Source organism: Plantibacter flavus, assembly GCF_051487245.1.
GTDB lineage: Bacteria > Actinomycetota > Actinomycetes > Actinomycetales > Microbacteriaceae > Plantibacter > Plantibacter flavus_B.
This window is the reverse complement of sequence record NZ_JAHVDH010000002.1, coordinates 215,127-240,132: the sequence shown is the minus strand read 5'-3', so window position 1 is coordinate 240,132 and position 25,006 is coordinate 215,127. Positions and strand designations below refer to the sequence as shown.

Sequence of the window (25,006 nt, the reverse complement as noted above, 5' to 3'; positions counted from 1 at the left end):
GACTCGAAGGGTGTCAATTGCCAAGGTAGATCACCACTCAACGCTCAGTGTTCGCGGTGCCCGTGTGCACAATCTCCAGAACGTCGACCTGGAGATCCCGCGCGACTCCCTCGTCGTCTTCACGGGCCTCTCGGGCTCGGGGAAATCGTCCCTCGCGTTCGACACGATCTTCGCCGAGGGCCAGCGCCGCTACGTCGAGTCGCTCTCGGCCTACGCACGGCAGTTCCTCGGGCAGGTCGACCGCCCGGACGTCGACTTCATCGAGGGCCTCAGCCCCGCCGTGTCGATCGACCAGAAGTCGACGAACCGCAACCCGCGCTCGACAGTCGGAACCATCACCGAGGTCTACGACTACATGCGTCTGCTCTGGGCGCGCATCGGCGTCCCGCACTGCCCCATCTGCGGCGAGGTCATCCAGCGCCAGACGGTCCAGCAGATCGCCGACCAGCTCATGGAGCTCGAAGAGCGTCGCCGCTACCAGATCGTCGCTCCTGTCGTCAGCCAGAAGAAGGGCGAGTTCGTCGACCTCTTCAAGGAGCTGTCCGCCAAGGGGTTCGCTCGGGCGATCGTCGACGGCGAGGCCATCCAGCTCTCGGAGCCCCCGACCCTGAAGAAGCAGGTCAAGCACGACATCGCGGTGGTCGTCGACCGCCTCGTGGCCGGCCCGGAGATCCTCGGTCGCCTCACCGACTCGCTCGAGACGGCATTGTCCCTGACGGACGGCCTCGTCACGATCAACTTCGTCGACGAAGAGGGCGACGACGCGTGGCGAACCTTCTCCGAGAAGCTCTCGTGCCCGAACAACCACCCGTTGCAGCTGACCGAGATCGAGCCACGCACCTTCTCCTTCAACGCGCCGTTCGGGGCCTGCCCTGAGTGCTCCGGTCTCGGCACGCGCATGTCCGTCGACGCCGAACTGCTCCTGGGCGACGATGAGCTCAGCATCAACGAGGGTGTCATCATCCCGTGGACCACCCAGGGCAAGGGCCTCTACCAGTACTACGAGAAGCTGCTCGACGGCTTGGCCCGCGACCTCGACTTCTCACTCGACACCCCGTGGCGAGAGCTGCCCGACTCCGTCCAGGAGGCCGTGCTCCGCGGCGACAACTTCAAGGTCAAGGTCAAGTGGAAGAACCGCTTCGGTCGGGAGATGAGCTATTCCTCGGGCTTCGAGGGCGTCATCCCGTACATCGAGCGCCAGTACCTCCAGGCAGACACCGACAGCCAGCGCGTGCGCTGGTCGGAGTACCTCCGCGAAGTCGCCTGCCAGGTCTGCGACGGCCGCCGTCTGAAACCCGAAGTCCTCGCGGTCCTCATCCACGAGCACAGCATCGCCGAAGTCGCCGAGCTGAGCCTCACCGACGCTCGGGCGTTCATGGACCGCCTCGAGCTGAGCGACCGAGAGGCGCACATCGCCGCACAGGTCCTGCGGGAGATCAAGCTCCGTCTCGACTTCCTCATCCAGGTGGGCCTCAACTACCTGAACCTCTCGCGCACCGCCGGTTCCCTCTCGGGCGGAGAGGCCCAGCGCATCCGCCTGGCGACACAGATCGGATCCGGCCTCACCGGTGTCCTCTACGTCCTCGACGAACCGAGCATCGGTCTGCACCAGCGCGACAACCGCCGCCTCATCGAGACGCTCGTCGCGCTACGCGATCTCGGCAACACGCTGATCGTCGTCGAACACGATGAGGACACGATCCGCACCGCCGACTGGATCGTCGACATCGGTCCGGGTGCCGGCGTCAACGGCGGACGGGTCGTGCACTCAGGCTCCTACGAGGAGCTGACCGCCAACACCGAGTCCCTCACCGGCGATTACCTGTCCGGTCGGAAGGCCATCGCGATCCCGGCGAAGCGTCGACCGATCGATCCGAAGCGCCAGATCCAGGTCATCGGTGCCTCGGCGAACAATCTGAAGAAGGTGAGCGCGGACTTCCCACTCGGCGTCCTCACGGCGGTCACCGGCGTGAGCGGCTCAGGAAAGTCGTCCCTCGTGAACGACGTGCTCTACCGGGTGCTCGCCAACAAGCTGAACGGCGCGCGCAAGCTCCCGGGCAAGCACACCAGGGTCACCGGCCTCGAGCACCTCGACAAGGTGATCCACGTGGATCAGGCTCCCATCGGTCGCACGCCGCGCTCCAACCCCGCGACGTACACGGGCGTCTTCGACAAGATCCGCAACCTCTTCGCCGAGACGCAGGAGGCGAAAGTCCGCGGTTACCTGGCGGGCCGGTTCAGTTTCAACGTCAAGGGCGGCCGCTGCGAGGCGTGCTCGGGCGACGGCACGATCAAGATCGAGATGAACTTCCTGCCCGACGTCTACGTCGCCTGCGAGGTGTGCGGCGGCGCACGGTACAACCGAGACACGCTCACCATCCACTACAAGGGCAAGAACATCGCCGAGGTCCTCGACATGCCGATCGCCGAGGCGGCCGACTTCTTCGAACCGATCTCCTCCATCCACCGATTCCTCAAGACACTCGTCGAGGTCGGTCTCGGGTACGTCCGGCTCGGACAGAGCGCCACGACGCTCTCGGGCGGCGAAGCCCAGCGCGTCAAGCTGGCGACCGAACTGCAGCGGCGGAGCAACGGACGCAGCGTCTACGTGCTCGACGAGCCGACGACGGGCCTGCACTTCGAGGACGTCAGGAAGCTCCTGCTCGTGCTCGGCGGGCTGGTCGACAAGGGCAACACGGTCATCGTGATCGAGCACAACCTCGACGTGATCAAGTCGGCTGACTGGCTCATCGACCTCGGTCCGGAAGGCGGTGCCGGCGGTGGCACCATTCTCGCCACGGGCACTCCGGAGCACCTCGCGGGCGTCGCCGGCAGTCACACGGGCTTCTTCCTGAACGAACTGTTCGAGGCAGAGGCCGGCAGCAGCCGCAAGGCGGGCTGACGTGGCGGCAGCCCGCGGCGGCAGCGGCCTCGCGTACCGTCCGAAGGCGGGGGAGATCCCCACCCTCCCCGGCGTCTATCGCTTCAGCGACGACGCCGGGAGGGTACTCTACGTCGGCAAGGCGATGAACCTGCGCGCCAGGCTCAGCAACTACTTCGCCCCGCTCCACACCCTGCACGAGCGCACCCGGCGGATGGTCACGACCGCGACGGGCGTGACCTGGACGACCGTCGGCAGTGACGTCGAGGCACTCCAACTCGAGTACACCTGGATCAAGGAGTACGACCCGCCGTTCAACGTCAAGTTCCGCGACGACAAGTCCTATCCGTACCTCGCGGTGACCCTCGGCGATGAAGCACCGCGGGTGATGGTCACGCGCAACACCCGGATCCCGGGCGCCAAGTACTTCGGTCCCTACCCGAAGATCTGGGCAGTCCACGACACCGTCGACCTCATGATCAAGGTGTTCCCCGTCCGTACCTGCTCCGACTCGGCGTACAAGCGGGCGATGACCTCGGGCAAACCCTGTTTCCCGGGTCAGATCGGTCGCTGCGGAGGCCCGTGCTCCGGCAAGGTCACGATCGAGGAGCATCGGGCGATCGTCGACGACTTCGTCTCCTTCATGGTCGGCAACGACCGGCGGTTCACGACCCGGATCACCGCCGACATGAAAGCGGCCGCAGAGCGGCAGGACTACGAGTCGGCGGCGAAGTACCGCGACCAGCTCCAGGCGCTCGACCAGGTGCTCGCCAAGAGCGCCGTCGTGCTGCGGGACGCTGTGGACGCGGACCTCTTCGGCATCGATCACGACGAGCTCGCAGCCTCCGTCCAGCAGTTCATCGTGCGCGGCGGGCGCATCCGCGGAGTGCGGTCCTGGACCGTCGACAAGGAGCTCGACATGTCCACGGCGGAACTCGTCGACAGTGTCGTCCAGCGCGTCTACGACGCCGCGAGCGGCCCCGACATCCCCCGAGAGGTGCTGGTCCCTGAGCTGCCGGAGGACGCTTCGAGCCTCGAGGACTGGCTCGCGGAGCGACGCGGCACGAAGGTCGCGGTCCGTGTTGCACAGCGCGGCGAGAAGGCGACGCTCATGGAGACCGCCGTCGTCAACGCCAAGCAGGCGCTCATGCTGTACAAGACGCGCCGCAGCTCCGATTTCGTCGCCCGGACACAGGCGCTCGAGGACATCCGTGACGCCCTCGGCATGCCGGAGGCGCCGTTGCGCATCGAGTGCTTCGACGTCTCCCATCTCAGCGGGACGAACATCGTCGCATCGATGGTCGTCTTCGAGGACGGCCTGTCCCGGAAGGACGAGTACCGCCGTTTCGGCGTCTCCGAGTCCACCGACGACACCGACTCGATCTACCAGGTCGTGTCCCGGCGACTCGCCCACCTCACCTCGACAGAACCCGTCGAGACAGTCGACGAGGCGACGGGGGAGCGGAAGCGCCGCAAGTTCACCTACCCACCGCAGCTCCTCATCGTCGACGGCGGACAGCCGCAGGTGGCGGCGGCCGCTCGCGCCCTCGAGGAGTCGGGGCTCACCGGCATCACCCTCTGCGGACTCGCCAAGCGGCTCGAGGAGATCTGGCTGCCGGACGACCCGTACCCGGTCATCCTGCCGCGCGGCAGCGAGGCGCTGTTCCTCCTGCAGCGCGTCCGCGATGAGGCGCACCGGTTCGCCATCAGTTTCCAGAGACAGAAGCGCAAGCGCGACATCTCGACGGTCCTGGGCGAGATTCCTGGTCTCGGACCGGCGAAGGTGCGAGAACTGCTTCGGCACTTCGGGTCGGTCGCGCGTTTGAAGACCGCGACACCCGAAGAGATCACCGCGGTCAAGGGCATCGGCGACAAACTCGCCGCGACGGTCCACGACGCACTCGCATCGAGCACCACCCGTCAGCCTTCACAGCCTCCGAGGAATGGGTAGGCTGGGACTTCCACCCTCGAGGAAAGCGTGTCGATGACCCCCGGCCAGCCGCAGCACCAGCAGGAAGTGCTCATCGTCACGGGAATGTCGGGCGCGGGTCGCTCCACCGTCGCGAACGCGCTCGAGGACCTCGACTGGTACGTCGTCGACAACCTGCCACCGCAGATGCTCCGTCCCCTCGTCGACCTCGCCGAGCGAGCCGGTTCGCGCTTGCCCAGGATCGCGGCGGTCGTCGATGTCCGCGGTCGCGACTTCTTCAGCGAGCTCCAGGAGATCGTTCCGGCGCTGCGGAGCGGCACACATCTGCGCATGATCTTCCTCGAGGCGACCGACGCCGCCCTCGTCAGGCGCTTCGAAGCGGTCCGGCGACCGCACCCGTTGCAGGGCGAAGGGACGATCCTCGACGGCATCGTGGCCGAGCGCCATCGTCTCAGCGACATCCGCGAGTCGAGCGACGTGATCATCGACACGAGCGATCTCAACATCCACCAACTCGCCACGACGACGCGCGAGCTCTTCGCCGGGGCCGAGACGCCCGGCGTCCAGGTCACCGTGCTGAGTTTCGGCTTCAAGTACGGTCTCCCACCGGATGCCGACCTCGTGGCCGACATGCGGTTCCTCCCGAATCCGTTCTGGGTGCCGGAGCTCCGGGCCCTGAGCGGCCAGGACGACGAGGTCAGCAGGTACGTGCTCTCCCAGCCTGGGGCAGCAGAGTTCCTCGACAGCTATTCCCGTGCGCTCGAACCCGTGCTCGCGGGATACCAGCGCGAGAACAAGCGGCACGTGACCATCGCGGTCGGGTGTACGGGTGGCAAGCACCGCTCCGTCGCCGTCGCACTCGAGCTCGCCGACCGACTGCGCACGCAGTCCGGCGTCGCCGTACACGTCCGGCACCGAGACCTCGGACGCGAATAGCGTCCACCGGGCTCGCAGCACTGGTCTGCGAGGCCGAACGCACCGGCGTCAGCATGCCGCCGAGCGACAACACCGCAACATGATCGACGCCGCAACGCGACCGCGTCATCACGACAGATAGGAACCACCGTGGCCCTCACCGCCGACGTCAAGAACGAACTGGCGCTCGTCCGCGAGACCCGCAACTCGGTCCGTGCGGCCGAGCTCGCGTCCCTCCTCCGCTTCTCCGGCGGGCTCCACACGATCTCCGGCCGTGTCGCCATCGAGGCGGAGCTGGACAGCCCGACCCTCGCGCAGCGCGTCCGTCGCGACATCGGTGAGCTGTACGGCATCCGCAGTGAGATCCTCGTCCAGAACCCCGGAAGCTCCGGCAAGCCGACGCTCTTCGTCGTGCGGGTGATCGAAGGCGGCGAGACCCTGGCACGTCAGACCGGTCTCCTCGACGCCCGTCGTCGCGCCGTCCGTGGCCTCCCCAATCGCCTCACCACCGGTTCGCGGGACGAACTCGCCGCGGTCTGGCGCGGTGCGTTCCTCGCCACCGGTTCCCTCACCGATCCCGGTCGTTCGGCCTCACTGGACGTCGTCTGTCCGGGGAACGAGTCCGCCATGGCGCTTGTCGGCGCCGCCGGACGGATCGGCATCCCGGCCAAGGCGCGGGAGGTCCGCGGTATCCACCGCGTCGTCATCCGCGAGGGCGACGCGATCAGCGGCATGCTGTCGCTCATGGGGGCGACCGGCACCGTCACCTCGTGGGAGGAGATGCGCCAGCGCAAGGAAGTGCGCGCCACCGCGAACCGACTCGTCAACTTCGACGACGCGAACTTGCGCCGCTCAGCGCAGGCCGCCGTTGCCGCCTGCGCGCGGGTGGAGCGTGCGCTCGAGATCCTCGGCGACGAGGTGCCGGAGCACCTGCGCTACGCCGGTGCCCTCCGTCTGGACCACCGCGAGGCGAGCCTGGACGAGCTCGGTCACTTCGCCGATCCGCCGATGACGAAGGACGCGATCGCCGGCCGGATCCGCCGCCTCCTGGCGATGGCCGACAAGCATGCGAGCGACCTCGGGATCCCCGGCACGGATGCGAACCTCCCGGCGGACTACGAGGACTGAACATCCGGTGAATCCTCGGCTGCGCCGGCCGACGCGTTTCGTCATCCTGGGAAGAACCCAGGTCTGGTGGCGGTTCCCGCTCACTAGACTGGGTGTTGACGCTCAGAGCCGTGTGCAGACAGCGCACGGGACAACACGAGGAGATCACGAAGAATAATGGCTGTTTACTCTCTGCCCGAACTGCCCTACGACTACAGCGCGCTCGAGCCGCACATCAGCGCTGCGATCACGGAGCTGCACCACGACAAGCACCACGCTGCCTATGTCACGGGTGCCAACACGGCCCTCGACAAGCTCGCGGAGGCTCGCGACGCGAACGACTTCACGAACGTCAACAAGCTCGAGAAGGACCTCGCGTTCAACCTCGGCGGCCACGTCAACCACACCATCTGGTGGAACAACCTCTCCCCGGACGGCGGCGACAAGCCCACCGGTGAACTCGAGTCGGCTGTCGACGAGTATTTCGGCAACTTCGACAAGTTCCAGGCGCACTTCACCGCTGCCGCGCTCGGCGTGCAGGGCTCCGGATGGGCTGCGCTCACCTGGGACGTCCTCGGCCAGCGCATCAACATCCAGCAGTTCTTCGACCAGCAGGGGAACTTCCCCGCCGGAACCGTTCCGCTGCTGCTGCTCGACGTCTGGGAGCACGCGTACTACCTCGACTACAAGAACGTCCGCGCCGACTACGTGAAGGCCTTCTGGAACATCGTCAACTGGGCTGACGTCCAGGCACGCTTCGAGGTCGCGCGCAAGCAGACCAACGGGCTGCTGGTACTGTCGTAGTTGACCGGTCCGTCCCGGTCCCTCGGGCCGGGACGGACCAATCCCTGCTCATCTGAGCAGGCCGCTCACTCCGAGCAGACCGTACAATCGCGCCGTCGGCGCCTCAGTATCAGGAGTCATCTGTGTCCGTCAAGATCGGCATCAACGGCTTCGGCCGCATCGGCCGCAACTTCTTCCGCGCTGCCCTCGCCAAGGGAAGCGACCTCGAGATCGTCGCAGTCAACGACCTCACCGACAACAAGGCGCTCGCGCACCTCCTGAAGTACGACTCGATCACGGGTCGTCTGGACGCGACGGTCGAGCTCGACGGTGACAAGATCATCGTCAACGGCAAGCCCATCATCGTGCTCGAGGAGCGCGACCCCGCGAACCTCCCGTGGGCTGAGCTGGGCGTCGACATCGTCATCGAGTCGACCGGCCGCTTCACCAAGTCGGACGATGCGCGCAAGCACATCACCGCCGGCGCCAAGAAGGTCCTCGTCTCCGCTCCCGCCACCGGAAGCGACGTCGCCACCATCGTTCTCGGCGTCAACGAGGGCACCTACGACGCAGCGACGCACGACATCATCTCCAACGCGTCCTGCACCACCAACTGCCTCGCGCCGCTCGCCAAGGTGCTGCTCGACAACTTCGGCATCGAGCGCGGTCTCATGACCACGGTCCACGCCTACACCGCCGACCAGAACCTCCAGGACGGCCCGCACAGCGACCTGCGTCGTGCACGCGCCGCGGCCGTCAACATCATCCCGACCTCGACCGGCGCAGCCAAGGCGCTCGGTCTGGTCATCCCGGAGCTCGTCGGCAAGCTCGACGGCTACGCACTGCGCGTCCCGGTCCCGACCGGTTCGATCACCGACCTCACGGTCGAGCTGACCAACCCGGCCACGGTCGAGGAGATCAACGCCGCGTACAAGGCTGCTGCAGAGGGCCCCCTCAAGGGCATCCTCAAGTACACCGAGGACCCGATCGTCTCCAGCGACATCGTCACCGACCCGCACTCCTCGATCTTCGACGCCGGCCTCACCAAGGTCATCGGCACGCAGGTCAAGGTCGCCTCGTGGTACGACAACGAGTGGGGCTACTCGAACCGTCTCGTCGACCTCACCGAGTACGTCGCGGACCGCCTCTAACCAACCGGCTGTCTGCCGACCTCCTTCCAGAGTAGCCAGACACCGCATGGTCCGAACGGGCGTCCTGAATCAGTTTCAGGGCGCCCGTTCGGCTTCACCGGCGTCCGTGGCTCAGCGCAGAGAAAGACCCACCACATGACCCTCCGCACCCTCGACTCGCTCGGCGCCCTCGGTGGCCGCCGCGTGGTCGTCCGCCTCGATCTCAACGTCCCACTCAAAGACGGCGTCATCACCGACGACGGTCGCATCCGCGCGGCGCTCCCCACCGTCAACGCCCTCGTCAACCAGGGCGCCCGCGTCGTGATCGTCTCGCACCTCGGTCGCCCGGACGGCACCCCTGACGCCAAGTACAGCCTCGCCCCGGTCGCACAGCGCCTGTCGGAGTTGCTCGGCAAGCCCGTGACCTTCGCAGCCGACACGGTCGGCAGCGCCGCCACCGAGGCCGTCGCAGCGCAGACCGACGGCGACGTCGTCGTCCTCGAGAACCTCCGGTTCAACGCCGCCGAGACCAGCAAGGACGCCGCGGAGCGCGAGGCGTTCGCCGCCAAGCTCGCCGCCTTCGGCGATGTCGTCGTCTCCGACGGCTTCGGCGTCGTCCACCGGAAGCAGGCGAGCGTCTACGAGCTCGCGAATCTCCTCCCGAGCGCGGCCGGCCTGCTCATCGCCGCGGAGCTCGAGGTCTTGGACCGGCTCACTGAGAACCCGGAGCGTCCGTACACGGTCGTCCTCGGCGGCTCGAAGGTCTCGGACAAGCTCGGCGTCATCGGCCACCTGCTGCCGCGCGTCGACACGCTCCTCATCGGTGGGGGCATGCTGTTCACGTTCCTCGCCGCCAAGGGGCACACCGTCGGTTCGAGTCTGCTCGAAGCCGATCAGATCGACACCGTGCTCGGCTACCTCGCCAAGGCCGAGGAGTTGGGCGTGAAGATCGTCCTGCCGACCGACGTCGTGGTCGCCTCGAAGTTCGGCGCCGACGCCGAGCACGTCGTGCGGCCTGCAGACCGCATCGAGGACACCCCCTTCGGAACCGCGGGCCTCGGCCTGGACATCGGTCCGGAGACCGCGACGGCGTTCGCCGAGATCGTCGCCGCCTCGAAGACGGTGTTCTGGAACGGTCCGATGGGCGTCTTCGAGCTCGCCCCCTTCGCCGCAGGCACCCGTGCCGTCGCGGAAGCACTCACCCGCACCGACGGCCTCAGTGTCGTCGGCGGCGGTGACTCGGCCGCCGCGGTTCGCGCGCTCGGCTTCGATGATGACCAGTTCGGTCACATCTCAACTGGCGGCGGCGCGAGCCTCGAGTTCCTCGAGGGCAAGCGCCTGCCTGGACTGGAGGTCCTCGGATGGCAGCAGTAACCCCCGGGCGCGTGCGCGTGCCCCTCATCGCCGGCAACTGGAAACTCAACCTGGACCACCTCCAGGCCATCGCGCTCGTTCAGAAGCTCGACTGGACGCTCAAGGACGGCAAGCACGACTACGCCGATGCTGAGGTCGCCATCTTCCCGCCGTTCACCGATCTCCGTTCGGTGCAGACGATCGTCGCCGCCGACAAGCTCGAACTCGCTTATGGGGCACAGGACCTGTCGCAGCACGACTCGGGCGCGTACACCGGTGAGATCTCGGGTGCGTTCCTCGCGAAGCTCGACTGCCGCTACGTCCTCGTCGGCCACTCCGAGCGTCGCACCCTGCACAACGAGACCGATGCCGTCGTCCAGGCGAAGACCGCCGCGGCAGTGAAGCACGGGCTCGTCCCCGTCATCTGCATCGGCGAGACCGCCGAGGACCTCGAGCAGCACGGTCCCTCGGCCGTGCCGGTTGCACAGCTCCGTGCCGCGATCGACGGTCTTTCCGCCGACGCGGACATCGTGGTGGCGTACGAGCCGGTCTGGGCCATCGGCTCCGGCCAGGCCGCGACGCCCGAGCAGGCCCAGCAGGTCGCCGCCGCGCTCCGTGCGACCCTCGCCGAGGTGCTCGGTGACGCGGCTGCACAGCGCACGCGCATCCTCTACGGCGGCTCGGTGAAGTCCTCGAACATCGCGGGCTTCATGCGCGAGCCCGACGTCGACGGCGCCCTCGTCGGCGGCGCGAGCCTCCTCGCGGAGGAGTTCGCCGGCATCGCCCGCTTCTCCCAGCACGTCGGGCTCTGACCCCGACGGCACGGCTTCTCGGCTTCGGCTCGGCTCTGCGGCATCCGCCGCGGGCCGAGCCGTTCCCCGTTGAACCGTCGAGGTATACTTGACGACGGTTCAGCCTCTCTGAACGCGAATGCGAAAGGTCTCACGTGGAGATTCTCCAGGTCATCCTGCAGGTGTTGCTCGGCATCACCAGCCTCCTGCTCACCTTCCTGATCCTGCTGCACAAGGGCCGCGGTGGCGGTCTCTCCGACATGTTCGGTGGCGGCAGCTCGAGCAACCTCGGCTCGTCCGGCGTCGCAGAGCGGAACCTCAATCGCTTCACGGTCATCCTCGGGCTCACCTGGGGCGCCTGCATCGTGGTCATCGGGCTCCTGACGAAGTTCGCCGCGGCGTAAGCCGACTGCGGAGCAGACCGTCGACGGCGCTCCGGTTCCACGAAACACACCCGCATCACTCTCGACAGCACGAGAAAGAGGACACACCATGGCATCAGGCGGAAGCGCTATCAGGGGATCACGCGTCGGCGCAGGTCCCATGGGCGAACAGGACCACGGCTACCACGCCGACCGCATCGCCATCTCCTACTGGGATGCCCTCGGCAATGAGACCGTGCGTCACTTCGCGGCGAACGTGCCCGACGAGGAGATCCCCGAGACCATCGACTGCCCGACCTCCGGTCTGCCGGCCGGACGCGACAAGGCCAACCCGCCGGAGGTCGCGAAGCTCGAGCCGTACAAGACGCACCTCGCGTACGTCAAGGAACGACGCACCGAGGAGGAAGCCGAGCAGCTGCTCGAAGAGGCTCTGCAGCAGCTTCGCGCGCGTCGAGGCACGACGACGAAGTAGCTCCACCTCCACGCAACGCAGAGAGGCCGTTCCCCGAAGGGAACGGCCTCTCTGCGTTGCTCCTGGATGCGCCGGGGCTAGTACTCCGGCAGGATCAGAGCGTCGGGCACTTCGGCGGCTGCATCCTGGTCGACGAAGAACACCGTCCGCTTGCGGCCCTTGGCTCCGGCTGCCGGCACCTCGTTGTAGCTCGCACCGGCGAGGGCGAGGCCAAGCGCTGAGGCCTTGTCAGCGCCGGCGAGCACGAGCCACACCCGCACCGAGGAGTTGATCGCCGGTCTGGTGAGACTGAGACGCTCGGGCGGCGGCTTGGGGGAGTTCCGCACGGCGACGACCGACACATCGGTGACGGACACCTCGGCGCGCTCGGGGAAGAGCGATGCGACGTGGCCGTCCGGTCCGACGCCGAGGAAGGTGATGTCGAAGCGCGGGTGGTCCTCGCCCTCCGGCGCGAACCGTCGCAACTCATCGGCATACCGCACGGCGGCGGCATCGAGGTCGATGCCGTCGTCCGTCGCGGGATAGCCGTGCACGTGCTCCTCGAGGAGCGCGCGCTCGGGAAGCGCCAGGAGCGTGTCGAGCAACGCCTCTCGAGCCTGCAGCTCATTGCGGTCGGCATGGTCGCGAGCGACCCACCGCTCGTCACCCCACCACAGGTGGACGCGCGACCAGTCGACGCGGTCGCGATCCTTCGACACGGCGACGGCGGCGAGGGTGCCGATACCGACGGTGCCGCCGGTGAGCACCACATGCACAGTGTCCTGCGACTCCAGCAGCTCGCGGGTACGTGACAGGAACCGTTTGGCGACCGAGGTCGTCAGCTGGTCACGGTCCTGGTAGACGAGGACGCGTCGCTCGGTGGCCATCAGTTCGCCCGAGCGCGCAACGTGACGGGCTGACCGAGGCCGGGAAGGCCCTCGGTGATGACTTGGCCGTAGAGCACATCCGGGTCGAGCGTGCGGAGTTCCTCAGCGAGGCAGTCGCGCAGACTCCGGCGGGGGAGCGACAGGTCGTGCGTCGGCTGGCCCGGCTGGATGAGGGTCGCGATATCCGGCACGGGACGCTCGAGGACGACGTTCCCCGACGCCCGCGTGAGGCGGACACCGTGGATGCCGCTCGAACCGTGCGCCATGCTCAACTCGTGGGTCACCGTGACCTGCAGCTGCAGTTGCAGCCAGGCTGCGAGCAGCTCGGTCGACGGGGAGTCGGACGCTCCGGAGACCTCGATGGCTGTCACGGGTTCGTACGGCGGCTGGTCGAGGACCGCTGCCAACTGAGCCCGCCACAGCGTGAGGCGCGTCCAGGCGAAGTCGGTGTCGCCGGGCGCATAGTTCTCCGCACGACCCCGCAGCGCGGCGTGGGTGTCCGCCGCCGCGGAGGCGTCCGTGATCCGCCGTTGAGCGATACGACCGATCGGCGACGTCGAGACACGCTCAGGGGCCTCTCCGGGCCACCATGCCACCACTGGTGCGTCTGGGAGCAGGAGGCCGGTCACGAGGCTCTCCTCGTTGTCGGCCACGGCACCGTAGGCGCGGAGGATGACGACCTCGCTCGCGCCTGCGTCACCGCCGACGCGGATCTGGGCGTCGAGGCGGTCGCCGACGGAGGACGGCTCGCCGTCGGCCTCGGTCGACAGCACGATGACACGCATCGGGTGCTCGCGAGACGCCTCGTTGGCAGCCTCGATGGCCTCCTCTTCAGCGCCAAGCCGGGTGGAGATCACCAGGGTGAGCACACGCCCGAGAGCGACCGCGCCGCCATCCTCACGGATGGTGACGAGGGCCTTCGAGAGCTTGCTGGTGGTGGTGTCGGGCAGGTCTACGATCATGGTCGCCTCCAGTGACGTCCGTCGCGGGTCATGAGGTCATCGGCCGAAGACGGGCCCCAGGTGCCGGGAGCGTACTGCTCGAGCGGCGTGTCCTGAGCGGCCCAGTACTCCTCGATCGGGTCGAGGATCTTCCAGGAGAGCTCGACCTCCTCGTGGCGGGGGAACAGCGGCGGGTCGCCGAGCAGCACGTCGAGGATGAGTCGCTCGTACGCCTCGGGGCTCGCCTCGGTGAAGGCGTGGCCGTACCCGAAGTCCATCGTGACGTCGCGCACCTGCGTGCCGGCCCCGGGGACCTTGGAGCCGAACCGGATCGTGACGCCCTCGTCGGGCTGGACCCGGATCACGAGTGCGTTCTGTCCGAGCGCCGAGGTCTGGCTCTCCGCGAAGAGGTACTGCGGAGCGCGCTTGAAGACGACGGCGATCTCGGTGACCCGGCGACCGAGGCGCTTGCCGGCACGGAGGTAGAACGGCACACCGGCCCACCGACGCGTGCCGATGTCCAGGCGCATGGCCGCGTACGTCTCCGTCGTCGACTGGGGATCCATCCCGTCCTCGTCGAGGAAACCGGTGACGTGCTCGCCACCCTGCCAACCGCCGGCGTACTGACCGCGAGCGGTTGCGGCGCCGAGGTCGTCAGGCAGGCGGACGGCCGCCAGGACCTTCTCCTTCTCAGCGCGCAGATCCGCGGCGTTGAAGGAGATGGGCTCCTCCATCGCGGTGAGCGCGAGGAGCTGGAGGAGGTGGTTCTGGATGACGTCTCGTGCCGCACCAATGCCGTCGTAGTAGCCGGCACGGCCCCCGACACCGATGTCCTCGGCCATCGTGATCTGCACGTGGTCGACGTAGTTCGCGTTCCAGATGGGTTCGTACAGCTGGTTCGCGAACCGGAGCGCCAGGATATTCTGGACGGTCTCCTTGCCGAGGTAGTGGTCGATCCGGAAGATCGAGTCCGATGGGAACACGGACTGCACGATGTCGTTGAGCTCGCGAGCCGTCTTGAGGTCGCTCCCGAACGGCTTCTCGATGACGACCCTGCGCCACTGGCCGTCGTCGGGCTCTGCGAGTCCGGAACGGCGGAGCTGCTCGGTGACCTGCGGGAACGCCTTCGGCGGGATGGACAGGTAGAACGCATGGTTGCCCATCGTTCCGCGGTCGGCGTCGAGTTCCTCGATCGTGGACTTCAGCTTTTCGAAGGCCGCGTCGTCGCCGAACTCGCCGGGGACGAAACGGATGCCCTGGGCCAGCTGGTTCCAGACGTCCTCACGGAACTCGGTCCGTGCGTACTGCTTCACGGAGTCGTGGACGACCTGCATGAAGTCCTGGTCCTCCCAGTCGCGTCGGGCGAACCCGACGAGGGAGAACCCGGGCGGCAGCAGACCGCGGTTCGCGAGGTCGTATACGGCCGGCATCAGCTTCTTGCGTGACAGGTCACCTGTCACGCCGAAGATGATGAGGCCGCTCGGACCCGCGATCCGGTTGAGGCGTCGGTCGGTGTCCACCCGCAACGGGTTGGACTCCGGGGTGATTTCCACCGGGGACATGAAGCTCCTTGTACTGTGACGCGCGCTAGTCGTTGACGGCGTCGAAGAGGGTGACGATGTTCTGGTCCGGTGACGTGAGCGTCAGCGTGAGGACCGGGCGGCCGTGCTCGGCGAGGACGCGCGCGTCGCCGCCTGCCTGGGCCTCGATCAGCTGACCGAACGTGAACGGGCGCTCCGGGATCTCGAGGTCGACGGGTGCCGTCTCGGTGATCTGCAGGAACACGCCGTTGGCGGGTCCACCCTTGTGGTACTGACCGGTCGAGTGCAGGAAGCGCGGACCCCATCCGAAGGTGGTGGGGCGGCCGGCCTTCGCCGCGACGAGGTCGCGGACGCTCTCGAGCTGCGGGGAGGCGAGGCGGTCGACGTAGCCCTGGATGGCGACGTAGCCGTCGGCCGGAAGCTGCGCGAGGAGCGCCTCGATGGCGCCGGATAGCGTGGTCACACCACTCAGCAGACCGGAGGATCCGCGGACCTCGATGCCGGACTCGACGAACGCCGGGGCTTCAGGCTCCGGCCGGTTGTCGAGCAGACCGCGGGTGGCGACCTTCGCGGACTCGACGTCCGGCTGGTCGAACGGGTCGATCTCGAGGAGACGACCGGCGACGACCGTCGCGTACTCCCAGACCAGCATCATCGCGCCGAGGCTGCCGCTGACGAGGATCTCACCTTCGTGGCGGTCGCGCGGGAACAGGTGCAGCTCGTGGGCGTCGTCGACGATGCGGACGATCTGGAGATCGGCCGGCTTCGCCTCGAGTTCGGGAGCGAGCGTGTTCAGGACCACCGGCAGCAGGCCACGGCCGGACTTCCCGGTCGATTCGGCGATGAGCTGCTCGGCCCAGTCGGGGAAGCCGACGATGTGCGTGCCGTCGGTGACGAGACCGATCTTGTCGCGCAGGGGAGTGGTACCGCCGAGCGCTGCGCCCAGGATGAGTCCCGGGTTCGACGCGTCGTCGATCGCCAGCTCGCCGAGGACGGAGTCGGCCTCGTCGAGCAGGGCGCCGATGTCGACGCCGGCGAGACCGGACGGCACGAGACCGAACGCGGTCAGCGCGCTGTACCGGCCGCCCACAGTCGGGTCGGCGTTGAAGACGCGGTAGCCGGCCTCGTTCGCCGCGGCCTCGAGCGGGGAGCCCGGGTCGGTGACGATCACGATGCGGCCGGCGGGGTCGATACCCGCAGCAGTGAACGCAGCCTCGTAGGCGCGACGCTGGCTGTCGGTCTCGACGGTGGAGCCGGACTTCGACGACACGACGAGCACGGAGCTCTCGAGGCGGTCGGCGAGGGCAGCGAGGACCTGACCGGGCGCGGTCGAGTCGAGGACCGTGAGGCTGCCGTCGAGCGTGTTCGTGATGACCTCGGGGGCGAGCGACGAGCCGCCCATTCCCGCGAGCACGATGTGGTCGACGCCCTGGTCGTGAAGTTCCTCACGCAGGGCGAGGATGGGCTCGACGAGTGGACGGGAGACGGAGACCGCCTCGACCCAGCCGAGGCGCTTGGACGCCTCGGCCTCGGCCGCAGGACCCCACAGGGTGGGGTCCTGGTCCGTGATACGCGACGCGACGAGGTCGCTGACGAGAGCCGGGACGACCGACTCGACAGCGGCCTCGGCCGCGCCGCTCACGTGGATCTTGAAGCTCACTTGGAGGACTCCAGAGCGGCGGTCACCGTGTCCAGGAGTTCGTTCCAGGAGACGATGAACTTCGAGACGCCCTCGCTTTCGAGGAGCGCGGTGACCTCGTCGTACGAGATGCCGAGTGCCGCGATGGCGTCGAGGACCTCGTTGGCGGCGGCGTAGGAGCCGGTGACGGTGTCGCCGGTGATCACGCCGTGGTCGAAGGTCGCCTCGAGCGTCTTCTCGGGCATCGTGTTGACGACGCCGTCGGCGACGAGCTCGGTCACGTAGAGCGTGTCGGGGAGGTCAGCGGACTTGACGCCCGTCGATGCCCAGAGCGGACGCTGCTTGTTCGCACCGGCTTCGAGGAGTGCGGTCGCGCGCTCGCTCGAGAACTCCTGCTCGAACGCCTCGTAGGCGAGCTGGGCGTTGGCCACGCCGGCCTTGCTCTTCAGTGCGACGGCCTCGGGGCTGCCGATCGCGTCGAGGCGCTTGTCGATCTCGGTGTCGACCCGCGACACGAAGAAGGAGGCGACCGAGTGGATCGTCGAGAGGTCGTGACCGGCGGCCTTGGCCTGCTCGAGACCGGCGAGGAAGGCGTTGATGACCTCGCGGTACCGGGTGAGGCTGAAGATCAGCGTGACGTTGACGCTGATGCCGGCGCCGATGACGGCGGTGATGGCCTCGAGGCCCTCGACCGTCGCCGGGATCTTGATCATCGCGTTGGGCTGGTCGACCTTGGCCCAGAGCTGCTTGGCCTGCTCGATCGTCGCGGCGGCATCGTGGGCGAAGCCGGGCTCGACCTCGATCGACACGCGGCCGTCGTAACCGTTCGACGAGTCGTAGATCGGGCGGAAGATCTTCGAGGCGGCAGCCACGTCGTCCGTCGTGATCTCGAAGACCGCGTCGGTCACCGACGTACCGGCAGCCGCGAGCGCGGCGACCTGCTCCGCGTAGACGTCACCGTTGGTGAGCGCCGCAGCGAAGATGGTGGGGTTCGTGGTGACACCGACGACGTTGCGGTCGGCGATGAGCTGCTCGAGGCCACCGGACTGGATGCGTCCGCGGGACAGGTCGTCGAGCCAGATGCTGACGCCTGCGGCGGAGAGCTTGGCGGTTGGGGTTTCAGTCATGTTCTTCTGTCTCCTTCGCCCGGGCTACTTGCCGAGCGTCTCGTGTGCTGCGGAGACGACGGCCTCCGTGGTCATGCCGAACTCGCGGAAGAGCGTCTTGTAGTCGGCCGAGGCACCGAAGTGCTCGATCGAGACGATCCGTCCGGCGTCGCCGACGATGCTGTTCCAGGTGAGGCCGAGTCCTGCTTCGACGGCGACCCGTGCGGTGACCGTCTTCGGGAGGACCGACTCGCGGTACTCGGCGGACTGCTCCTCGAACCATTCGAGGGCCGGGACCGACACGACGCGGGCGTTGACGCCCTCGCCGCGCAGGACCTCGCGCGCCTCGACAGCGAGCTGGAGCTCGGAGCCGGTGGCGATGAGGATGACGTCCGGCGTACCGCCGGGTGCCTCGGCGAGGATGTAGGCACCCTTCGCGACGTTGGACGCGCTGGCGAAGGTGTCGCCGTCCGCTGCGCCGGTGCCACGCTCGAACACGGGGATGTTCTGACGGGTCAGGGCGATGCCGGCGGGGCCGCCGCGACGCTTGAGGATCTCGAGCCATGCGTAGGCGACCTCGTTGGCGTCACCCGGACGCACGACGGCGAGGTTCGGGATGGCACGGAGGGTCGCGAGCTGCTCGATCGGCTGGTGGGTCGGGCCGTCCTCACCGAGGGCGACGGAGTCGTGGGTCCAGACGAAGATGGACGGCACGTTCATGAGCGCGGCGAGACGGACTGCCGGGCGCATGTAGTCGCTGAAGATGAGGAAGGTGCCGCCGAACGCACGGGTGGGACCGTGGAGCACGATGCCGTTGAGGATCGCAGCCATGGCGTGCTCGCGGATGCCGAAGTGCAGCACACGGCCGTACGGGTTGCCCGTCCACTCGTGGGTGGAGTGCTCGCTCGGGATGAACGACGCACCTCCCTCGATGGTGGTGTTGTTCGACTCCGCGAGGTCGGCGGAGCCACCCCACAGCTCAGGCATGACGGGGCCGAGGGCGTTGAGGACCTTGCCGGAGGCGGCGCGGGTCGAGACGTCCTTGCCTGCTTCGAACACGGGGAGGGCGGACTCGATGCCTTCGGGCAGCTCGCCTGCTTCGAGGCGCTCGAGCAGTGCAGCACGCTCGGGGTTCGCGGCTGCCCACGCGTCGAACGAGACCTGCCACTCGGCACGCGCCGCCGCACCGCGGTCGACAGCCTTGCGGGTGTGTTCGATGACCTCGTCTGCCACGAAGAAGTTCTGTGCGGGGTCGAAGCCGAGCACCTTCTTGACGGCTGCGAGCTCGTCGGCACCGAGGGCGGAGCCGTGGATCTTGCCGGTGTTCTGCTTCTTCGGTGCAGGCCAGCCGATGATCGTCTTGAGGATGATCAGCGAGGGCTTGTCGGTCTCGGCCTTGGCGGCCTCGATCGCGTCGTTGAGGGCGTGGACGTCCTCGACGTACTCGCCGGTCTGCTTCCAGTCGACCACCTGGACGTGCCAGTGGTAGGCCTCGTAGCGTGCCTTGACGTCCTCGGTGAAGGCGATGTTGGTGTCGTCCTCGATCGAGATCTGGTTGGAGTCGTAGATCGCGATGAGGTTGCCGAGCTGCTGGTGACCGGCGAGCGAGGAGGCCTCGCTGGTGACGCCCTCCTGCAGGTCGCCGTCGCCGGCGATGACGTAGACGAAGTGGTCGAACGGGCTCGTGCCCGCATCCGCCTCCGGGTCGAAGAGCCCACGTTCGAAGCGGGAGGCGTAGGCGAAGCCGACTGCGGACGCGAGGCCCTGGCCGAGCGGGCCCGTGGTGATCTCGACACCGTCGGTGTGGCCGTACTCCGGGTGACCCGGCGTGAGCGATCCCCAGGTGCGGAGTGCCTCGAGGTCGGAGAGCTCGAGGCCGTAGCCGCCGAGGTAGAGCTGCACGTACTGCGTCAGCGAGCTGTGCCCGACGGACAGGACGAAGCGGTCGCGGCCGAGCCAGTCCTGATCCTTTGGATCACGTCGCATGACCTTCTGGAACAGCAGGTAGGCCGCCGGTGCAAGGCTCATCGCCGTGCCGGGGTGGCCGTTGCCGACCTTCTCTACCGCGTCGGCGGCGAGGATACGCGCCGTGTCGACTGCTTGGTTGTCAATGGATTCCCACTGCAGAGCTGCCACTGAATACTGACCCTTCTCATCGGAACAGGAGGTCGACGCTTTCGGTCGAGCCTTCTTCTGTGCGTTCGCGGCCCACGACGTCATCGGCGTCCGCGCAGGCGTTACCGCACTTCGAAGAGCTGTGTGAAGGGAGGCGTACGCGAGCGAGGTGGCTGGCGAGCACTCCCAGCATAGCGAACCACCACAGTCGTCGGCCCATGTTCGATGACCGCGAACGTCACGGAACGGTCGCCGGCACCGTGAGTACAGTGCGGCGTCGCGGTGTCGTAGAATCGTCTGCGGACCGCGCACCGTGCGAACAGCGCGCGGCGAACCGACCGTTAGAGGAGCAATGGACGTCGCTGTAGCAGAACGTGTGTCGAGCCCGAGGCTCGGTTTCCGACGCAAGGCGAAGGCGTACATCGCTCTCACCAAGCCGCGGGTCATGGAGCTGCTGCTCGTCACGACCATCCCGGTGATGATCCTCGCCGAGGGCGGACTGCCCAACTGGTGGCTCGTCATCGCGACCGTCATCGGCGGTTCGCTGAGTGCCGGTTCCGCCGCAGCCTTCAACTGCTACATCGATCGCGACATCGACGCCGTCATGGACCGCACGAAGAAGCGGCCGCTCGTCACCGGCGAACTCACCCCCCGTGAAGCGCTCGTGTTCGCCTGGACGCTCGGCGTCGTCTCCACCGTGTGGCTTCTGGCGACGACCAACTGGCTCGCAGCGACCCTGTCGGTCGGCGCGATCCTCTTCTATGTGTTCGTCTACACCCTGTGGCTGAAGCGTCGCACCCAGCAGAACATCATCTGGGGCGGCATCGCCGGTTGCTTCCCGGTCGTCATCGGCTGGGCCGCCGTGACCGGCTCGCTCAGCTGGGCTCCGATCATCCTCTTCGGCGTCGTCTTCCTCTGGACGCCGCCGCACTACTGGCCGTTGTCGATGAAGTACCGCAGCGACTACCAGGCTGTCGGTGTCCCGATGCTGGCCGTCGTGCGCGGACGCGCGCAGGTCGGCCTCCAGGTCATCCTGTACGCGTGGGCCACGGTCGTCTGCTCGCTGCTGCTCATCCCGGTAGCCGACATGGGGCTCGTCTACAGCGCGGTCGCCGTCCTCTCGGGCGGTTGGTTCATCTACGAGACCCACCGTCTCTACAACCTGGCGATCCGCCACGAGCAGGTGTCGCCCATGCGGGTGTTCCACGGCTCGATCACGTACCTGACGTTGCTGTTCCTGGCCGTCGGCATCGACCCGCTGCTCCCGTTCTGACCCGGTGGGCGACGCACCGGAACGCGGCCGACTGATCGCAGCGACGGGGGAGACCCCCGACGTCGTCTTCGACCGATTCGTCTCCTGGGCGGAAGCGGGAGGCATCCGCCTCTACCCGGCACAGGAGGAGGCGCTCATCGGCATCGTCGACGGTGCCAATGTGATCCTGTCGACACCGACCGGGACCGGCAAGAGCCTCGTCGCCGCCGGCGCACACTATGCGGCCATCAGCTCAGGCAGGCGCAGCTATTACACGGCGCCGATCAAGGCGCTCGTGAGCGAGAAGTTCTTCGCCCTCGTCGAGATGTTCGGCGCCGCCAACGTCGGCATGGTCACGGGCGACTCCTCGGTCAACGCCGATGCACCGATCGTGTGCTGCACAGCGGAGATCGTCGCGAACCTGGCGCTCAGGCACGGCGAGGACGCCGGTATCGACCAGGTCGTCATGGACGAGTTCCACTTCTACGCCGACCCCGACCGCGGCTGGGCGTGGCAGGTTCCGCTGCTCACCTTGCCGAACACGCAGTTCGTGCTCATGTCGGCGACGCTGGGCGACGTCAGCGACCTCTCGGCCGACCTCGAACGTCGGACCGGTCGGGAGACCGCGGTCGTCACGGGCGTCGAACGTCCCGTCCCACTGCACTTCTCCTACGCGACGACGCCCATCCACGAGACGGTCGAGGAACTCCTGCACACCGGGCAGGCGCCCGTGTACATCGTGCATTTCGCCCAGGCCGCCGCGCTCGAGCGCGCACAGGCGCTCACGAGCCTCAAGGTCGTCACGCGCGAGCAGCGCGACGAGATCGCCGCGGCGATCGGCGACTTCCGATTCAGTACTGCGTTCGGCACGACCCTCTCCCGCCTCGTTCGCAGCGGTATCGGTGTGCACCACGCGGGCATGCTCCCGAAGTACCGCCGCCTCGTCGAGCAACTCGCCCAGCGCGGACTCCTCAGGGTCATCTGCGGCACCGACACGCTCGGTGTCGGCATCAACGTCCCCATCCGCACGGTGCTCTTCACCGCGCTCACGAAGTACGACGGCACGAAGATGCGGCAGCTGAACGCCCGCGAGTTCCATCAGATCGCCGGGCGGGCAGGGCGGGCCGGTTACGACACGGCGGGCACGGTCGTCGTGCAGGCCCCCGAGCACGAGACCGAGAACCTCAAGCTCATCGAGAAGGCGGGCGACGACCCGAAGAAGCGCCGGAAGATCATCCGGAAGAAGGCGCCGGAGGGATTCGTGTCGTGGGGGGAGCCGAGTTTCCAGCGGCTCGTCGCAGCGGAGCCCGAGACCCTCACGAGCCACATGCAGTTGACCCACGCGATGATGCTCAGCGTCATCGCGCGCGGCGGCGACAGCTTCGGCATCATCCGCTCGCTCGTGTTCGACAATCATGAGCCGCGCGCGAAACAGTTCGCGCTCGCGCGACGCGCACTCGAGATCTACCGCACCCTGCGGACGGCCGGCGTCATCACGCAGACGGTCGACCCGGACACCGGCGCGACGGTCATCGGTCTGACCGTCGAACTGCAGCCGAACTTCGCGCTGAACGCGCCGCTGTCACCGTTCGCCCTCGCCGCGTTCGAACTCCTCGACCCGGAGCAGCCGGGGTTCGCACTCGACGTCGTCTCGGTCGTCGAGTCCACCCTGGACGACCCGCGCGCGATCGTGATGGCGCAACAGCACCTTGCACGCGGTGAAGCGGTCCAAGCCATGAAGGCGGAGGGCATCGAGTACGACCAGCGGATGGAACTCCTCGAGGAGGTCACCCACCCGAAGCCACTCGCGGAACTGCTCGGTGCGGCTTTCGCGAGCTACACGGCGGCCCAGCCCTGGGCACTCGACCTCGAGCTGCGCCCCAAGGCGGTCGTCCGCGACTTCATCGAACGCGCCTTGAACTTCAGTGAGTTCGTCTCGTTCTACAGCCTCTCGCGGTCGGAGGGGCTCGTGCTCCGGTACCTCTCCGACGCGTTCCGTGCGATCCGCCAGAGCGTTCCCGACGAGTTCAAGGACGAGGAGCTGCAGGACCTCATCGAGTGGCTCGGCGAACTCGTCCGTCAGGTCGACTCGAGCCTGCTCGACGAGTGGGAGGAGCTGTCCCACCCCGACCCGGCACGCCACGAGCAGGCAGCCCACTCCTTGCCTCCGACACCTCGGAGCGTGCTCGCGAACCGACGCGCCTTCACGGTGCTCGTGCGCAATGAGCTGTTCCGCCGTGTGCAGCTCGCCGCCTTGGAGCGCTACGAGGCGCTCGGTGAACTCGATGCGTCCGCCGGCTTCGACGCCGATGCCTGGGCCGATGCGATGGATCCGTACTTCGAGGAGCACGGAGAACTCCCGACGGGCGCGGCGGCGCGCAGCCCTGCCCTGCTCGTGATCGACGACGAGGACGAGGTTCCCGTCGGCGACAGCGGTGGCGTGTGGCGTGTCCGTCAGGTGTTCGCAGACCCCGCCGGCGACCACGACTGGGGCATCAACGCCGTCGTCGACCTCGACGCCTCCGACGAGACCGGGACTGCCGTCGTGCGGGTCACTGCCGTCGGTATGCTCTGAGTTCGGATTCCCGCGTTACCGCGCCGCGCTGAGGATCGGTGAATCCTCGACCGCGGACGCGGCAGCCTGCGGGAGACGCTGCTGCAGCACGACCCAGGTCATCGCAGCCACGAGGAGTCCGGCAAGCACCATGTGCAGCCCGACCAGCACCTCCGGCAGGCCGAGGCGTGCCTGGGTGAGTCCGACGATGATCTGCACGACCTCGACGGCCAACAGTGCGGACACGGCCGTGCGGAGCGCCCTGGCCCCTGTCCGCTCCCGCAGCGTCAGGACGCCAATGAGGAGCACCAGGGTCCCGGCGAGTGTCGCATAGGCCGGCCAGCTGTGCAGGTGCTGCAGGAACTCGGGGTCGAATCCGTTCCGCGGAGCGGGAACCTCCTTCGAGTTGTCTCCCGCGTGCGGCCCGGAACCCGTCGTGAGGATCCCGAACACGACGGTGATGGCGACGAACAGGCTCGTGAGGTGGACGATGGCGACGTACCAGGACGGCATGACCTTGCGGGTGCCGCGCGGGCCGCGGTAGACCCGATGCACGAGCATCGTCGTCAGCGAGACGAGCACGATCGAGACGACGAAGTGCAGGCCCACCACGTACGGGTTGAGACCAGTGAGGACGGTGATGCCGCCGAGCACCGCCTGGGCCGGGATGGAGAGACCCTGGAGGAGCGTCAGCCAGAAGAGGTCTTTGCGCGTCTTGCGCATGCGGATCACGGCGAGGAAGGCGGCGATCACGATGAACGCGAGGACGAACGTCAGCAGACGGTTGCCGAACTCGATGAAGCCGTGAATACCCATCTCGGGCGTGTTCACGAAGGAGTCGGCTGTGCAACGCGGCCAGGTGGGGCAGCCGAGCCCCGAGGCGGTGAGGCGCACGGCTCCACCGGTGCCGATGAGGACGAGCTGGAAGACGAACGACAGCCACGCGATGACCCGGACGCGCTTGTCGATCGTGTCGGGGAGCCAGGCGACGAACCTCCTGAGGAGCGTCGGTCGAGTGGTTGCCGGGGGCTGCTGTGACACGGAGTCGGTCCTTCGTTCTCGGGGGAGACCACGGCGGGATGCACCGTCCTCACCTAGAACCCACAGGAAGCTGTAGGATTATCAGGTTCACGGTGCGCGCGAGAAGCGCCATGGTTCATGAACATTGTAGGTACGCAATGAAGCCGCCCGCACATCCCTCCCCAACCCGCTTCGATTCGGCGCGTCCCGGTGGAGGGAATGACGAC

At 67.5% G+C, this 25,006-nt stretch carries 19 protein-coding genes; 12 read left to right on the top strand and 7 right to left on the bottom strand.

Annotation, left to right across the window (positions count from 1 at the left end):
- Positions 1-10 precede the first annotated feature (10 nt).
- The 10 genes from uvrA (at position 11) to KXS11_RS04915 (ending at position 11,745) form a co-directional block, all read left to right on the top strand.
- The gene (gene uvrA / locus KXS11_RS04960) at positions 11-2,902 is read left to right on the top strand and encodes an excinuclease ABC subunit UvrA (protein ID WP_437384394.1); all 2,892 of its coding nucleotides are present in this window, start codon (positions 11-13) and stop codon (positions 2,900-2,902) included.
- Position 2,903: 1 nt separating this feature from the next.
- On the top strand, positions 2,904-4,832 hold the full coding sequence (gene uvrC, locus KXS11_RS04955; RefSeq protein WP_437384393.1) for an excinuclease ABC subunit UvrC: 1,929 nt from the start codon (positions 2,904-2,906) through the stop codon (positions 4,830-4,832).
- Between the two features lie 33 nt (positions 4,833-4,865).
- Positions 4,866-5,747, top strand: coding sequence for an RNase adapter RapZ (rapZ, locus tag KXS11_RS04950; protein ID WP_437384864.1), 882 nt, complete (start codon positions 4,866-4,868; stop codon positions 5,745-5,747).
- A 129-nt stretch (positions 5,748-5,876) separates the two neighbouring features.
- Complete coding sequence (gene whiA, locus KXS11_RS04945; RefSeq protein ID WP_437384391.1) at positions 5,877-6,854, top strand: DNA-binding protein WhiA; 978 nt, start codon at positions 5,877-5,879, stop codon at positions 6,852-6,854.
- A 156-nt stretch (positions 6,855-7,010) separates the two neighbouring features.
- On the top strand, positions 7,011-7,637 hold the full coding sequence (locus KXS11_RS04940; RefSeq protein ID WP_437384389.1) for a superoxide dismutase: 627 nt from the start codon (positions 7,011-7,013) through the stop codon (positions 7,635-7,637).
- Between the two features lie 122 nt (positions 7,638-7,759).
- Positions 7,760-8,767: a type I glyceraldehyde-3-phosphate dehydrogenase gene (gene gap / locus KXS11_RS04935; RefSeq protein ID WP_437384388.1), complete on the top strand. Its 1,008-nt coding sequence runs from the start codon at positions 7,760-7,762 to the stop codon at positions 8,765-8,767.
- A gap of 135 nt (positions 8,768-8,902) precedes the next feature.
- Complete coding sequence (locus tag KXS11_RS04930; RefSeq protein WP_437384386.1) at positions 8,903-10,120, top strand: phosphoglycerate kinase; 1,218 nt, start codon at positions 8,903-8,905, stop codon at positions 10,118-10,120.
- Entirely contained in the window at positions 10,108-10,911 is an 804-nt protein-coding gene (tpiA, locus tag KXS11_RS04925; protein ID WP_437384384.1) for a triose-phosphate isomerase, read from the top strand. Before KXS11_RS04930 ends, tpiA begins: the two co-directional genes overlap by 13 nt.
- Positions 10,912-11,045: 134 nt before the next feature.
- Positions 11,046-11,294, top strand: a complete 249-nt coding sequence (gene secG / locus KXS11_RS04920) for a preprotein translocase subunit SecG (RefSeq protein ID WP_056005661.1) — start codon at positions 11,046-11,048, stop codon at positions 11,292-11,294.
- Between the two features lie 88 nt (positions 11,295-11,382).
- Positions 11,383-11,745: an RNA polymerase-binding protein RbpA gene (locus KXS11_RS04915; protein WP_437384381.1), complete on the top strand. Its 363-nt coding sequence runs from the start codon at positions 11,383-11,385 to the stop codon at positions 11,743-11,745.
- A 77-nt stretch (positions 11,746-11,822) separates the two neighbouring features.
- Here the strand turns inward: KXS11_RS04915 and pgl are convergent, their stop codons facing one another.
- Genes pgl through tkt form a run of 6 tightly spaced genes read right to left on the bottom strand, consistent with a single transcriptional unit; the run spans position 11,823 to position 19,974 of the window.
- Positions 11,823-12,611 carry a 6-phosphogluconolactonase gene (pgl, locus tag KXS11_RS04910; RefSeq protein WP_437384380.1) on the bottom strand — a complete coding sequence of 263 codons (789 nt, stop codon included), beginning with the start codon at positions 12,609-12,611 and terminating at the stop codon, positions 11,823-11,825.
- Entirely contained in the window at positions 12,611-13,573 is a 963-nt protein-coding gene (locus KXS11_RS04905) for a glucose-6-phosphate dehydrogenase assembly protein OpcA (protein WP_437384378.1), read from the bottom strand. The genes pgl and KXS11_RS04905 overlap by 1 nt, the downstream gene beginning before the upstream one ends.
- Positions 13,570-15,114, bottom strand: a complete 1,545-nt coding sequence (zwf, locus tag KXS11_RS04900) for a glucose-6-phosphate dehydrogenase (protein ID WP_437384376.1) — start codon at positions 15,112-15,114, stop codon at positions 13,570-13,572. Before zwf ends, KXS11_RS04905 begins: the two co-directional genes overlap by 4 nt.
- 25 nt (positions 15,115-15,139) lie before the next feature.
- Complete coding sequence (locus tag KXS11_RS04895; RefSeq protein WP_437384374.1) at positions 15,140-16,753, bottom strand: glucose-6-phosphate isomerase; 1,614 nt, start codon at positions 16,751-16,753, stop codon at positions 15,140-15,142.
- Positions 16,750-17,859, bottom strand: a complete 1,110-nt coding sequence (gene tal / locus KXS11_RS04890; protein ID WP_437384373.1) for a transaldolase — start codon at positions 17,857-17,859, stop codon at positions 16,750-16,752. The genes KXS11_RS04895 and tal overlap by 4 nt, the downstream gene beginning before the upstream one ends.
- Before the next feature lie 24 nt (positions 17,860-17,883).
- A complete protein-coding gene (gene tkt, locus KXS11_RS04885) occupies positions 17,884-19,974 on the bottom strand; it encodes a transketolase (RefSeq protein WP_437384371.1) in 2,091 nt (696 codons plus the stop codon).
- Between the two features lie 331 nt (positions 19,975-20,305).
- Here tkt and KXS11_RS04880 point away from each other — a divergent pair, with 331 nt between their 5' ends.
- On the top strand, positions 20,306-21,226 hold the full coding sequence (locus KXS11_RS04880) for a heme o synthase (protein WP_437384369.1): 921 nt from the start codon (positions 20,306-20,308) through the stop codon (positions 21,224-21,226).
- 4 nt (positions 21,227-21,230) lie between these two features.
- On the top strand, positions 21,231-23,780 hold the full coding sequence (locus KXS11_RS04875) for a DEAD/DEAH box helicase (protein WP_437384368.1): 2,550 nt from the start codon (positions 21,231-21,233) through the stop codon (positions 23,778-23,780).
- A 15-nt stretch (positions 23,781-23,795) separates the two neighbouring features.
- Here the strand turns inward: KXS11_RS04875 and KXS11_RS04870 are convergent, their stop codons facing one another.
- The gene (locus tag KXS11_RS04870) at positions 23,796-24,800 is read right to left on the bottom strand and encodes a COX15/CtaA family protein (RefSeq protein WP_437384367.1); all 1,005 of its coding nucleotides are present in this window, start codon (positions 24,798-24,800) and stop codon (positions 23,796-23,798) included.
- Positions 24,801-25,006: the final 206 nt, after the last annotated feature.

Excerpts from the sequence above, each read along its gene's own strand:
- rapZ (WP_437384864.1), top strand. The coding sequence starts at position 4,866 with ATGACCCCCGGCCAGCCGCAGCACCAGCAGGAAGTGCTCATCGTCACG.
- KXS11_RS04940 (WP_437384389.1), top strand. The coding sequence starts at position 7,011 with ATGGCTGTTTACTCTCTGCCCGAACTGCCCTACGACTACAGCGCGCTC.
- KXS11_RS04930 (WP_437384386.1), top strand. The coding sequence starts at position 8,903 with ATGACCCTCCGCACCCTCGACTCGCTCGGCGCCCTCGGTGGCCGCCGC.
- tpiA (WP_437384384.1), top strand. The coding sequence starts at position 10,108 with ATGGCAGCAGTAACCCCCGGGCGCGTGCGCGTGCCCCTCATCGCCGGC.
- KXS11_RS04915 (WP_437384381.1), top strand. The coding sequence starts at position 11,383 with ATGGCATCAGGCGGAAGCGCTATCAGGGGATCACGCGTCGGCGCAGGT.
- pgl (WP_437384380.1), bottom strand. The coding sequence starts at position 12,611 with ATGGCCACCGAGCGACGCGTCCTCGTCTACCAGGACCGTGACCAGCTG.
- KXS11_RS04905 (WP_437384378.1), bottom strand. The coding sequence starts at position 13,573 with ATGATCGTAGACCTGCCCGACACCACCACCAGCAAGCTCTCGAAGGCC.
- zwf (WP_437384376.1), bottom strand. The coding sequence starts at position 15,114 with ATGTCCCCGGTGGAAATCACCCCGGAGTCCAACCCGTTGCGGGTGGAC.
- tal (WP_437384373.1), bottom strand. The coding sequence starts at position 17,859 with ATGACTGAAACCCCAACCGCCAAGCTCTCCGCCGCAGGCGTCAGCATC.
- KXS11_RS04880 (WP_437384369.1), top strand. The coding sequence starts at position 20,306 with ATGGACGTCGCTGTAGCAGAACGTGTGTCGAGCCCGAGGCTCGGTTTC.